The organism is Pseudomonas panipatensis, assembly GCF_900099785.1.
GTDB lineage: Bacteria > Pseudomonadota > Gammaproteobacteria > Pseudomonadales > Pseudomonadaceae > Pseudomonas > Pseudomonas panipatensis.
The window spans coordinates 13,923-26,711 of record NZ_FNDS01000006.1 but is presented as its reverse complement, the minus strand read 5'-3'; the positions used below and the strand labels follow the sequence as shown (position 1 = coordinate 26,711).

The 12,789-nt window shown below is 66.1% G+C and carries 12 protein-coding genes; all 12 read right to left on the bottom strand.

Annotation, left to right across the window (positions count from 1 at the left end):
• Positions 1 to 3: 3 nt before the first annotated feature.
• Complete coding sequence (locus BLQ74_RS14790; RefSeq protein WP_090263420.1) at positions 4 to 984, bottom strand: quinone oxidoreductase family protein; 981 nt, start codon at positions 982 to 984, stop codon at positions 4 to 6.
• Positions 985 to 1,819: 835 nt separating this feature from the next.
• Complete coding sequence (locus tag BLQ74_RS14785; protein ID WP_090263418.1) at positions 1,820 to 2,038, bottom strand: hypothetical protein; 219 nt, start codon at positions 2,036 to 2,038, stop codon at positions 1,820 to 1,822.
• A 454-nt stretch (positions 2,039 to 2,492) separates the two neighbouring features.
• Positions 2,493 to 2,918, bottom strand: coding sequence for a lipocalin-like domain-containing protein (locus tag BLQ74_RS14780; protein ID WP_090263416.1), 426 nt, complete (start codon positions 2,916 to 2,918; stop codon positions 2,493 to 2,495).
• Positions 2,915 to 3,778, bottom strand: a complete 864-nt coding sequence (locus tag BLQ74_RS14775; RefSeq protein ID WP_090263414.1) for an alpha/beta fold hydrolase — start codon at positions 3,776 to 3,778, stop codon at positions 2,915 to 2,917. The genes BLQ74_RS14780 and BLQ74_RS14775 overlap by 4 nt, the downstream gene beginning before the upstream one ends.
• The gene (locus BLQ74_RS14770; protein ID WP_090263413.1) at positions 3,775 to 4,734 is read right to left on the bottom strand and encodes a VOC family protein; all 960 of its coding nucleotides are present in this window, start codon (positions 4,732 to 4,734) and stop codon (positions 3,775 to 3,777) included. Before BLQ74_RS14770 ends, BLQ74_RS14775 begins: the two co-directional genes overlap by 4 nt.
• Before the next feature lie 37 nt (positions 4,735 to 4,771).
• The gene (locus tag BLQ74_RS14765; RefSeq protein ID WP_090263411.1) at positions 4,772 to 5,530 is read right to left on the bottom strand and encodes an SDR family NAD(P)-dependent oxidoreductase; all 759 of its coding nucleotides are present in this window, start codon (positions 5,528 to 5,530) and stop codon (positions 4,772 to 4,774) included.
• Positions 5,531 to 5,568: 38 nt separating this feature from the next.
• On the bottom strand, positions 5,569 to 7,017 hold the full coding sequence (iaaH, locus tag BLQ74_RS14760; RefSeq protein ID WP_090263409.1) for an indoleacetamide hydrolase: 1,449 nt from the start codon (positions 7,015 to 7,017) through the stop codon (positions 5,569 to 5,571).
• Between the two features lie 23 nt (positions 7,018 to 7,040).
• Positions 7,041 to 7,778, bottom strand: coding sequence for an aspartate/glutamate racemase family protein (locus BLQ74_RS14755; RefSeq protein ID WP_090264019.1), 738 nt, complete (start codon positions 7,776 to 7,778; stop codon positions 7,041 to 7,043).
• Between the two features lie 15 nt (positions 7,779 to 7,793).
• A complete protein-coding gene (locus tag BLQ74_RS14750) occupies positions 7,794 to 9,119 on the bottom strand; it encodes a zinc-binding metallopeptidase family protein (RefSeq protein ID WP_090263407.1) in 1,326 nt (441 codons plus the stop codon).
• Between the two features lie 11 nt (positions 9,120 to 9,130).
• Positions 9,131 to 10,159, bottom strand: coding sequence for a ring-hydroxylating dioxygenase ferredoxin reductase family protein (locus BLQ74_RS14745; RefSeq protein ID WP_090263405.1), 1,029 nt, complete (start codon positions 10,157 to 10,159; stop codon positions 9,131 to 9,133).
• A gap of 331 nt (positions 10,160 to 10,490) precedes the next feature.
• Positions 10,491 to 11,885, bottom strand: a complete 1,395-nt coding sequence (locus tag BLQ74_RS14740; RefSeq protein WP_090263403.1) for an amidase — start codon at positions 11,883 to 11,885, stop codon at positions 10,491 to 10,493.
• The gene (locus tag BLQ74_RS14735) at positions 11,882 to 12,745 is read right to left on the bottom strand and encodes an alpha/beta fold hydrolase (protein ID WP_090263401.1); all 864 of its coding nucleotides are present in this window, start codon (positions 12,743 to 12,745) and stop codon (positions 11,882 to 11,884) included. The genes BLQ74_RS14740 and BLQ74_RS14735 overlap by 4 nt, the downstream gene beginning before the upstream one ends.
• Positions 12,746 to 12,789 lie beyond the last annotated feature (44 nt).

Here is a 12,789-nt window from a genome sequence, read left to right as displayed (position 1 = left end):
TCCTCAGATGACGAAGATGGATGAACCGGTGGTCTTGCGGGCTTCCAGGTCGCGGTGCGCCTGGACCGCGTCCTGCAGGGCGTAGTGCTGGTTGATCTCGATGCGGATGCGGCCGTTGCCGACATGCTCGAACAGCTCGCCGACCAGCTCGGCCTTCTCCGCCGGGTCGGCGATGTAGTCGGCCAGCGCCGGGCGGGTGAGGAACAGCGAGCCCTTCATCGCCAGCAGCACCGGATCGAACGGCGGGATGGGGCCGGACGCGGTGCCGACGCAGACCATCAGGCCACGACGCTTGAGCGAGTCGAGCGAGGCCATGAAGGTGTTCTTGCCGACGCTGTCGAAGACCACGTCCACGCCGCGCCCGTCGGTCAACTGGCGCACCCGTGCCGCGACGTCCTCGTGGCTGTAGTCGATCACCTGGTCGCAACCGTGGGCGCGCGCGATCTCGGCCTTGGCCGCGCTGGACACGGTGCCGATGACGGTCAGGCCGAGCAGCTTGGCCCACTGCGAAACGATCAGCCCGACGCCGCCGGCGGCGGCATGCAGGAGAATGCTCTGGCCCGGCTGGAAGGCATGGATGCGGCGCATCAGGTAGGCCGAGGTCAGGCCGCGCATGGTCATGGCCGCGGCGGTCTCGAAGGCGATGCTTTCCGGCAGCTTGATCAGCGGCGCGGCGGGAATCAGGCGCTCGGTGCTGTAGGCGCCGAGGGTGTTGATGAAGCCGGTGTAGGTCACGCGGTCGCCGGGGACCACGTTATCGACGCCCTCGCCCACCGCCACCACCACGCCCGAGGCTTCGACACCCAGGCCGTTGGGCAGCGGGATCGGGTAGGTGCCGTTGCGGAAATAGGTATCCGCGTAGTTCAGGCCGACCGCGACGTGACGGATACGCGCCTGACCCGGACCGGGATCGCCGACCTCCACGTCCTCGTAGCGAAGTACCTCGGGTCCCCCAGCCTCATAGAAGCGAACCGCTTTAGCCATGCCACATCTCCCCTCTGGTTTCTTGTTGGAGGGGCAGTGCCCCCATGAATCCAGACTCTAGGGAGCGGCGCGAGGACCCGCTTCTCATCGCGCGACAGGCACTTTTCATTTCATGACAGGGACACTTCGAGCGGGTGAATGGCCGCTGTTCGAGCGCGCCGGCTACGAGCGCCTGGGCGGTACGCCGGGATTATTCCGCGGGTGATCATCGACGCGCTGCGTCGCGTCACTCATCCCGGTGCAATGCCATTCAAGCGACAAATTTGCAGATCACCGGACTATCCATTCGAGAACGGACTCATCTCGTCATCAGATGAATTATTTTTCAATCGCAGGCAATACCACGCCCTGGGATACTTTGCCCGTTCCTTCTACGGCCGCCAACTCTTTGGGCGGCCTTTTTTTGCCTGAGCGACAGCCCCCGCATGACTCGGCCAAGCCGCGCGACAGAGCCGCCGAATCGGCTCCAGACGGCGTTCTCGCCGGTACTGCCGGGGTTCCGCAGGAACAATGCCAAGGCCATTTAGAAAACAAGTTTAAATACATGAACGAAGTTTCATCTTCATTCATTTGTCATCGCTCTTCGCCCGCCACTTAATGCACCAGGCGCCAGACAAAAATGCGCTGCGCAACGCCCGCCGTTTCTTCCCGTTACATATACCGACAGGCAAAGGCGCAAGAACCCGAGCGCCACTTGCGTGGTGACACTCGAACAATTCCATTCACTGTTACAACCAGGGAGTCATCGATCGATGAGAGGGTCGTCGAGGACAGCGGCCGCAACCTGCTCTGGCAGCACACTGGCGCCGGCCATCGCCGCGAGCCGTCGCGGCCCTCAGGCCAGGCGCTCGAACTCCCAAGCGGCGGCGCCGTTGGTGCCGGAGCGGATCAACAGATTCAGCATCACGTCCGTGCGCCGGCCGCCCGGTTTCTCCACCGGCATGCAGAACACCGGTTCGCAGACACAGGCACAGGCATCGAAGTTGACGGACGTGCCCTGCACCGCGAACGTTTCCTTCAAGCGGTGCTTCAGCATCGCCTTGACGGCCAGCACGTCAGACACCTCCGCCTGGCGAGCATCGATCAAATACTGCGCGACGGCCCTCAAGTTCGCACGGTCGACAAAATACCTGTACATCGCATGAGCCCTACAAGATGTAATAGCGAAATGATAGCCAATTAACGTCAATAAATCAGCGCCAATTTCTTATCAATCTCGATACACTGACCGTTTGACGGTCCATGCAGGGTCCATCCAACCAGCTGCCATGCCCGCGAAAGGCCCGGGCGCCAGGCTCGCGCAGCGGACGGAGCGCGCAAAGCGGCCAGTCCTGCGTATCAGTTGCGCGACAGGCGCCGGGTAACTGCGCTTGCATACCCTCCTGCCGGCGCTGAAGCGCAGCCCTGCCAGGCGAGTTTCCGGCGACGCCGTGGAACGTGGTTGCTGGCGAGGCCGGGGGTGACGACCCGTTCGGCCTGTCGCTCAGCGATGGGCCACCTTGAGAAATCTATTCAGCACGTCGCCAACGCAACGTCGCGGTGCGTGCTTCGCTGGAGCCCTCCTCCAGGCGCGCGGTAAGGGCCAGCACCCCGCCGTCCAGATGCGCAATGCGTCGTTGCGTCCCGCCTTCCCAGTTCGGAAAGAGACTGTGGCGAACATGGTGTAATACGGTATCGCCCTGCACGTCGAAAGCGCCCGCATAGGTCAGGTAACTGCCGTAGGCGGCGGCTTTCTCAGCATCACTCGCCGACCACTGTCCACCGCTGACGAAGGGTTCGCGATCGGCCTTGGCGATGACGCAGAACATGCCGAAATCGCTGTATTCGATAAAGCCCTCCAAGGCGGTGCCCATGGGGTACACAACCCGGCCATCGTCGTAGACCTGTTCCCAGGAGAGGATGGCCCAGCGGCCCCGGATGGTTTCGCGATTCATGCTTGTGCTCCTGCAGTGGCCGGCTCGTCGATCAGGAAGTCGACCAGCAGACGGGTGAAAGCCTGGGCTTTTTCGATTTGTACCCAGTGGCCGCAGCCACCGAATACGTGCAACTGAGAATTGGGGATCAGGCGCAGCATGCGTTCGGAGAGCGCCAGAGGAATGACCCGGTCGTCGCGACCGTGGATCAGCAGGGTCGGGTGCGCTAGCGCGGACAACGCTCCCTCCGCCAAGGCGAGCATTTCCACGCCCTGCTGGCGCGGCGCCGGGAATAACTGAGCGAAACGGCTCTGCACGTCGTCACGCACGCTGGCTTCGTAGCGCATGCGCACCAGGTCATCGTTGATCAGGCTGTGGTCATAGGCGAAGACCTCCATCAGTTCGCGCATGGCCGGCAGCGAGGGTTGGTAGCCCCAGACCTTGTCCAGGCCCTCGGTCAGCGGGAACGACAGACCGGCTGCGCCCATCAGCACCAGACGGCTGACCCGTTGCGGGTGGGCAGCGGCGAAGGCCAGAGCGATGGCGCCACCGAAGGAGTTGCCGACGATCGCGACCTGGTCGATGTGCAACGCATCGAGCAGACCGATGAGCGACTGGACCCAGGTGGCCGGGTCGAGCTTCCACTGCGATGGGCAGCGGGTGTAGCCAAAGCCGAGCATGTCCGGGGCGATGACCCGCGCGCGCTGGGCGAGGGTCGGGATCACGCCGCGCCAGTTGGCCCAGGCGGTCACGCCGGGACCGGAACCATGGATCAGCAGGATGACCTCGCCCTGCCCTCTGTCGTGGTAGTTGAAGGTGCATTCGCCAACCGCCAGGCGGTTGGCTATCTCCGGTGAGGCAGACGGGTTTGCGGCAGTCATTGTTTGACCTTTGTGGTTTGGGTGGTGGTGATGACGGGCGCGCGCATGCCCTGGTCGGAAAGGCGCTTGAGGATCTGACGAGCCTCCTCGCGCTTGGCCGGCGGCAACCAGGTACGGTCGTGTCCCCACAGGCTCATGCCCTGCAGCTCTTCGACCTGCCAGTCCGGGCCGATGGTGCGGCTGGCCCAACCCAGCTCGTACATCCAGCCGTCCGGGTTCTTCAGGTAGAACGACGTGACGTGGTCGTTGATGTGGCGCCCGAGGGTGACGCCGATGCTGTCGGGGTCGGTCAAGGCCATGTCGTAGGCGCGACCGAGGTCGTCGAAGTCGTTGTATTCGAGCATCAGGTGATAGATCTTCGCCGGCCCGCCGGTGTGGGCCAGGCCGATGCTGTGATGGCGTGGGTTGACGTGCAGGAATTCGACGCGGAACGGCGCCTGGGTGTGGTCGCTGACGCGGAAGCCAAGCACCTCCCGGTACAACCGGCTGAGTTCATCGAAGTGCTCGGTGATCAAGGCCACGTGGCCGATGCCCATGTCGCCGGTACGGAAGCCTCCCAGCGGCCGCCCCGGCTGGAACGGGCTGTCGGCGTCGGCCAGGCCATAGGCGATCTCCAGGCGCACGCCGTCCGGGTCCCGGAAGTGCAGCATGCCGGCTACGCCGCGCAGTCGCAGTTCTTCGCTGGTGCCGGGCGTGGTGGGATAGCCCGCGGCCTCGAGGGCGCGGCCCGCCTGTTGCAGTGCGGCAGCGTCCGCTACCTCGAAGCCCATGCCCATCGAGGGCTCGCCGCTGCAGGCGGTCAGCAGCAGGCGCTGGACCTTTTCGTCGGCGCGCAGGCGCACGCACACATCGGGCTCCACCACCTCCACGTGCAGGCCGACGAGATGACGGGCCTGGTCCATCCACTGCGCCAGGTGGGGGGTATCGACGACGACGTAACTCAGAGCGTTGATCATTGCGGGTTCTCCTCTGGCCGGGGCCGGCGGGCGGCTCTCACTCGGCCGACATGCCGCCGTCCACCGAGAGGGTGGCGCCGGTGACATAAGACGATTGGGTCGACAGCAGCCAGAGCACGGCCGCGGTCACTTCAGCGGGACGGCCGATGCGCTGCATGGGCACACCGTCGTCGTACAGGTGCTCGTCGCCATTGGTCACGCGGTCGAAACTGGGGGTCTTGATCGGACCGGGGCACACCGCGTTGATACGGATGCCGCGGGTGGCGTAATCCAGCGCCGCCGCACGAGTGGCGCCGACGATGCCGTGCTTGGCGGCGACGTAATAGGCGGTCTTGGGCATGGCCTTGAGAGCGAAGATCGATGCGTTGTTGACGATGGCCCCTCCGCCGCTTCGCAGCATGGCTGCGGCTTCGTACTTCATCATGTAGAGGACGCCCTTGAGGTTGATGTCGATGACCTCGGAGAGGTCCTCTACGGGGGTTTCGTGAAGGTCGTTGAATTCGCGCTGCAGACCGGCGTTGTTGAACGCCCCATCCACCCGCCCATAGTGGTTCATGGCCAGCTGGACCAGTGCTTCGCAGTCTTCGGCGCGAGACACATCGGTGCTGCGGAACAGCGCCTGGCCGCCGGCCGCGACTATGTCCTCGGCCAGCGCCTGTCCGGCTGACGCGGTGCGGTTGCCCAGCACCACCCTGGCACCGGCCCTGGCCAGCGCCAGGCAGGTGTCACGGCCCATACCACTGGCACCTCCCGTCACGATGATGACCCTGTCTCGAAGCTCGTTGTCCTGACTCATACGTCCCCCTGTTTCGGCCAATGGGATTGGCAGTGCCACTAAGCGCGCGGGATGCGCCCGAAGATGCTTTCCAGCGCCACACCGATGGCCAGCAGACGCCGATCGCTGCCGCCTGGCGCGTCGAGTTCCATCCCCACCGGCAAACCACTGCGGCTACCCAGGCCGACCGGCAGTTGAATGCACGGCAGGCCGGCACTGGCGGCCGGTTCGGTGTTCTGGATCAGGGCCTGGAAGTTGCTCGGCAGGTTGACCTCATCGTTGGCCAACGGCGCGACCACCGGAGTGGTGGGAAAGAGCAAGGCGTCCAGGCCGTGCAGCTCGAAGAGATCCTGATAGCGCTCGCGCAGGGCCTCGCGGCCAGCGTTCTGCGCGGCCTCGTAGAGGGGGGCGACATCGACCGGGCCGGTGGCGCTCGGCATCTTGCGCGGCAGCACCCACTCCTCGTAGATGGCCCGCACATCGGGGCTGCTGATCCTTGCGCCGACCTCCTCGATGGTCATCGCGTGCCCCTGCTCGCGCAGGTAGCCGACCATGCAGTCATAGGCCTCATGGATCACCACCGGGAAACCGACCGGCTCGTTCAATTCCAGCAGGCCTGCGTTGTCGATCCGGACCAGACTCACGCCGTGGGCACGCAGCTTGTCCAGGGCTGCCTCGGCCTGTTCGCGGGTGTCGTCGTCGAGGTTGCCCCATAGCTCATTGGGGATGCCCAGGCGCAGCTCGGCCAGGGTGATCGGCGGCAGGGCGTATTCCCCGGTGATCAGCGCATCGAGCAGAGCCACGTCGGCCATGCACAGGGCCATCGGCCCGACGGTGTCGCGACTGCGCGCGATCGGGATGACCCCCTGAGCGCTGTAACGGCCAGCGCTCGGACGCAGGGACGCGCAGCCATTCAGCGCACAGGGAATGCGCATCGAGCCGCCGGTATCGGTGCCCAGCGCCGCCAGGGCCATGCGCGCGCCCAGCGCGGCAGCGCTGCCGGAGGATGAGCCACCGGCGATTCGCTCGCTATCGTAGGGGTTGCGCACGCCGGTGCGGCTGCCGGTATTGAACGCAGCGTTGTAGCCGGTGGCGCCGAAGGCCAGTTCATGCATGTTGGTCTTGCCGAGAATGATGGCCCCGGCATCGCGCAGCCGTTGCACGCTGGGAGCATCGCTCGTCGGCACGAAGGTGGCGAAGGCCGGCGAGCCGGCGGTACAGGGCAGGCCCGCGGCGTGGATATTGTCCTTGATCACCACGGGGATACCGCTCAGCGGTTTCTGCGGCATGCCGGCCAGACGGGCTTCGTCCGCCGCCCTGGCGGCAGCCAGGGCGCCTTCGCCGTCCAGGGTGACGTAGATATTCAGTTCCTTGCCGTCGTCGGCACGTTCCAGGCAAGCGGCGACCAGTTCGGTGCTGCTCAGCACGCCATCGCGGAAAGCGGCGGTGGCTTCGGCGATGGTCAGGTCGGAGAGTACGTGACCGACCACGGAATCCAAGATTTTCATGCCAGGGCTCCTGGGCGAACGGGTCAGCGGCTGAACGCCGCGTCCTTGATGAGTTCGGGATCGGGGTAGGCGAGCTTGCTGTGGGCCAGGCCGAGATCGAGCAGCAGCTCGCACTGCTTGTAGGCGATCAGCCCAGGGTTGAGCACCGGCACCGGCAGGTGCTCGGCCAGATAGGCGTGGGACTGGTGCATGGTGGTGGAGCCAAGTACCAGCACATCGGCGCCGTCTTCTTCGATGGCGCGCCGACCGGCCTCCAGCAGCTTGGCGAAGACCACCTCCTCCTTGCCCTGCAGCAGTGCCTCGGTATCCGGCCGCACGTCGATCGAGCGGATCGACGCCAGGCGGGACTCCAGGCCGTACTCCTTGAGGGTCTTGCGGTACAGCGGATACCAGCGCGGCCACATGGTCAGAATGCTGAACCTGTGGCCCAGCATGCAGGCCGTATGGAAGGCGGCGATGCCCGGGGCGAGCACCGGAATCGACAGGCGCGAGCGCAGGGCCGCCAGGCCGGAATCGCTCACGGTATTGATGCATAGCGCGTCGTAGCCCTCCTCCTCCGCCTTGACCCCAGCCTGGATGACCGCCGCCTCCATGATCGCCATGTCGTAATAGCTGTCGGCCAAGCTCATCACCTGGCCGGCGCCGACGAAGCTGACGTCGATATCGGCGCGCACCAGCGACGCGGGCAGCTGCGACTCCACCAGCGGCCGCGTGGCCTCGCTCATCGGCACGGGGAAAATCATCTTGATGCGTTTGCGCATGACCATTGCCTCTTCTCACAAGCCCATTTCGTGGCGTGGACGGGTCAGGGTGTCGATCAGCGCGTAGAGGATTTTCTGCGCGCAAGGGATCAGGTCCGGGATATAGGTCGCGCCCATTCCGCCCAACCCCTCGGCCACCGGCAACGGCGCGCCAGTGGCCGGCCACGGCCAGCCGATGCGCGCGGTGGGGACGCCCAGGCGGCGCAGCGCCGCGCCGTCGGTCTGCCCGCCCAGCAGATCGGGCGTGCCGTGGGGACGGCGCTCAAGATGCTCCCAGCCGCGCTTGCACGACTGGATGATCCAGTTCTGCGGATCGGTCGTGCCGCCGGGCACCGAGCCATACATTTCCCAGTCCAGATCCAACTCCGGCCGTTGCGCCTGCAACGCGCGGACGAAGTTGGCGAATTGCGCCTTGACCTCGGCCGGGCTGGTGCGCGGATTGACCCGTACGTCGAAGAAGATCTCCGTCACCGCCGAGGGAAAGGCCGGGCGCTCAGGGTCCCCGCCACGCACACCGGCGATCCAACCGTGCGGACAGATCACGCCGGAGGTGTTGCGCTCGGCGTAGTCGATGATCCACTGCTCCAGCTCTTGGATCACCGTTGCCGCCGGCACTACCGAGCTGCGGAAGCCGGGCGTGCCGCGCGGCACGCCGGCGTAGCCGAGGGTGCCGTGCACGCGCAGCTTGAACCAGCCCATGCCCGGCTCTTCGTGGTAGACCCAGTTCCAGGGCTTCATGACGATGGCGAAGTCGGGGTAGCCGCCACGGTTGAGCAGATGCGCCACGCCGTTGGACATCCCGGCGTGGCCGCGCGCGGCGATATCCACCGGCATGCCGCCATCGGCCATGCCCAGCATCAGGTCGCCGATCAGCGGCACCTCGGCCTCGATCAGCGCGGTGGCGACCTCGGTCAGGGTGGCGATCATGCCCTTGGGGTTGGAAGCGCCCAGGCCGAACACCCAGTCGTCGAGCCTCTGCGCATGGGGCTGCAGATCGGCTTCAGCGCCTTCCCCGGTGAGAATCTTCTCCGCCTCGCTGCACTCCAGGTGAGTATCGATCGGCGCGTACAGCAGCACGCTGGCGCCGCCCCCGCTACCGCGCAGTTCGCCGAGGGCATTGCCGCTGGTGAAGCTCATCGGCTGGTAGCGCGCGGTCATGCCGATCCTGTTCATGTGCTGGACCATGAATTCGCTGGCCGCCCGCGCGAAACCGGTCGGGCTGTGTATATCGGTCAGGGCGAACAGCAGGTCCTGCAAGCGCTTGGGATCGATGCGGGCGCAGGCCTGTTCGTACCACTTCATCTGCTCGGCGGAGAAAGGCACGGGCGTGGTCGGTTGCATGGGCAGACTCCTCAATGGCTGGCGACGAACTGTTCGCTGAAGATGTTGGCTGGAGCGACGCCCAGCTCGATCAGCCGTGCGCTGGCGGCATCGATCATCGGTTGCGGGCCGCACAGGTAGGCGACCGTGTCGGGACCGCGCACATCGCCTTCGCGCAGGGCGCTGACAGGACTCCCCTGGTGCAGCTCGCCAGTGGCTTCGCGGTCGACGCAGATGCGCGTCTCCAAGGTCGGCAGCCACTGCCGACGCAGTTCGATGTCATCGAGGCAGAACAGCGCATCGGGCGTGGCGCAACCGAAGCTGAGGAGCATCGGCGGCTTGCGTCCGCTGCCCTGGCGCAGGCTGTCGATCATCGACAGGATCGGCGCCAGGCCGGTACCGCCAGCGACGAAGATATGCGGCGCGCGCTTGTGCTCCTCGCGCAGGAAGAAGGCGCCGAAGGGGCCGCTGAGGGTCAGCACGTCCTCGACCTGGGCCTTCTCCTGAAGGAAGCCGGACATGGCTCCGCCCGGCAACAGGCGCACCAGCAATTGCAACTTCGGCAGGCTGGCCACGGTGCTCGCGGGCGAGTAGCTGCGCAGCACACCGAAGCCCGGCACCTGCACCTGGACGAACTGCCCGGGGCGGAACTCCAGCCAGTCACCGTCGGCCAGCTCCAGGGTCAGGCGCACCACGTTGCTGGCGATGCGCTCCACCTTGTCAACGAAGGCGTGGACTTCGCTCACCACGCGGGAGCCGACCTCGCTGCCATAGTCCAGATCGAAGGTGCAGTCCGAGCGAGCCTGGCACAGGCACAGCAGGCGCTGGCCGGCGGCGTACTCATTGGCCAGCAGGGTCGAGCTGGCCCCCGCGCGGGTGTGCGCCTCGCCTTCGGCCAACTGCGCGATGCAACTGGAGCAGCTACCGGAACGGCACTGGTACAACAGCGGAATCTCGGCCTGCAGCGCGGCGTCGAGGATGCTGCTCTCGGCGCCGACGCTGAAGCTGCGGCTGACGCCATCGGAGAAGTTCAGGGTGACTGTGTGCAGTGGGTCTTGCATGCGGGTCGGCTCCATAACGGCATCGGGTGCCAGCGAGCGTGGCGGGTGGATTTCGAGGCGTCGCTCCTGCGTTGTGTCGAGGGCGACGCTATGGGCCGATCTTAGGAAGCCCCATGGCGCCAGGCGCTCCCTTGGGGTACGTGGTTATCCCGTCAGCGCAAGATCCTGCGCTGGATCAGCGTTGTTGCCCGGTTGCCGAGGCGCCTCCCCTTCGCTCTGCGCGGAGCGCACGCGCCCCTGCCCTGCGTTAGCGCAACAGCGCTGCGCAGCGCCGCCGCGCAGCAAAAAAAAGCCCCGGCTATATGCCGAGGCCAAAAACCCGCAGGAGCGATCAGAAACCGGTGGGGCGCACCTTGTGCCAGTCGGTCACGCTTTGCAGCGCCATGCCGGCACGGCAGAGCAAGGCTTCGGCGCCTTTGCCGGCGATGAACTGGCAGCCGATCGGCAGGCCTTCGGCGGTGAAGCCGCAAGGCAAGCTCAGGCACGGATGGCCGCTGACGTTGAACGGCGCGGTGAACTGGATCAGCCGCCGGTTGGCCTCCGGGTCCTGGGCCAAGTTGGCGAGTTGCTCATGGCTGGGCGCGGCATAGGGCTGGACTGGCGCCAGCAGCAGGTCGATGTCCTTGAGCAAGGCCTCCAGCTCGCCATGGAAACGTTGTCCGTCGAGCAGGATGCGCTGGTAGTCCATGCCGCTGAGCGCACGGCCACCGTCGATCAACCGACTCAGCGCCGGGCCGTACTCGGCGGCGCGGCGAGGATAGGTAGACGCGTGGGCCAGCGCGGTCTGCACGCCGCAATGGCTCTCCCAGTTGGCGCTGACCGCGCGGGTGTCCGGCATGCGTACGCGGTGCAACTTGCCGCCACCGGCCTGGATGATGCCGAGCACCTGGCTGAGCGCCTGCTGAATCAGTGGATCGACGCCATCGCTGATCCACTGCTCGTCGACGCCCACGCGCAGCCCCTGGAACGACCCCTCCAGGGAGTCGACTTGCAGGCACACGCTGGGCAGCGAGGTGGGATCGGCCGGGTCATGGCCGGCAATGCTCGACAGCAGGAACAGGGCATCCCGCGCGCTGCGGGTGATCGGCCCGATATGGTCGAGGCTGGCCGCCAGTTCGAAGCTGCCGTGGCGGCTGACCCGCCCCCAGGTCGGCTTCAAGCCGGTCAGGCCGTTGGCCGCGCAGGGAAAGCGGATCGAGCCGCCGGTGTCGCTGCCCAGCGAGGCGTAGCAGAGCCCCGCGGCGGTGGCCACGCCGCAACCGCTGGAGGAAGCGCCGGCCCAGTGGCCGGCATGCCAGGGATTGTTAGGCGCGACGATATCCGGGTGGTGGATGGCGAAAGCGCCCTCGGTCATCTGCAGCTTGCCGAGCATCACGCTGCCGGCTTCGCGCAAACGCGCGACCACGGTAGCGTCCTCGCGGGGAATGAAATCACGCCGCAATGGCATGCCGGCGGCGGTGACCACGCCCGCGGTGTGGAGCAGGTCCTTGAAGGCCAGCGGAATGCCATGCAGCGGGCTGCGGCAGTGCCCGCGGGCCAGTTCGCGCTCGGCCTCGCGCGCCTGCTCCAGAGCCCGCTCGGCAGTGACCTGGGCATAGCTGTGCAGGCGTCCGTCGAGGGCTTCGATGCGCGCCAGCTGGGCTTCGGTAACCTCCACCGGAGACAGCTTGCCACTGCGGATCAGCAGCGAGAGTTCGTGCAGTTCCAGATAATGCAGCTCGTTCATGGCTGGCTCCCGATGAAGGTCAAGGCAACGGCGTTGAACTCGTCCGGGCATTCGCTCTGCGGGTGGTGCGCGGCATTGCCCATGACATACAAGCGAGCATCGGTGAACTGGTTGAGCATCAGCATGGGCACGTCGACGCCACCGAACCAGTCGTGCAGTCCCCAGAGGATCAAGGTCGGTACGCCCACCCGGGGGAACAGCGGCAGCAGGTTTTCCCACTGGCCGAAGGCGCCGGGAGTACGCAGCAGATCGATGAAGCCGAGGTTGTCGCTGGCCTGGAAGCGCAGCCGCAGGGCTTCGTCGTCGATGCGCAGGTCATCGTGCAGCTCATAGCGCTGGATCAGCCGGCGCATCTTCTCCAGGCTCGGTCCGCCATCGTTCAGGTAGTAGTCGGCGAGCAGACTGGCGGCGTGCTTGCTGAACAACGGCAAGGGTTGCATGACGCCGCGCTCCAGCGGCTGCGAACCGATCAGCAACAGGCGCCCGACGCGATCGGCGTGCTCGGCGGCGAAGCGGATCGCCACGCAGCCGCCGAACGACTGGTTGACCAGGTGCGCCCGACGGATGCCCAGCGCGTCCATGAAGCCCAGTAGCTTGCGCGCATGCCAGGTGAAGACGGGGCCCTCCACCGGCACCATGTCGGACAGGCCGAACTGGGGGAAGTCGAGAAAATAGCAGCGATGCGCGCGCGAGAAGGCCGCGGCGCTCTGGCGGAAGTTGCTCCAGCCGGTACTGCCGGGGCCGCCGCCATGGGTGAAGATCACCGGCAGGCACTCGTCCGGGCCGTCGACCTCGCGGTAATGCAGCCGCACGCCATCCACCGTGACGAAACGGCTGTTGGAACTGGGTATCTGAGACATAGGGGATTCCCTGGCGAAACGGCCCGGCGCGCGTCATGGCGCGC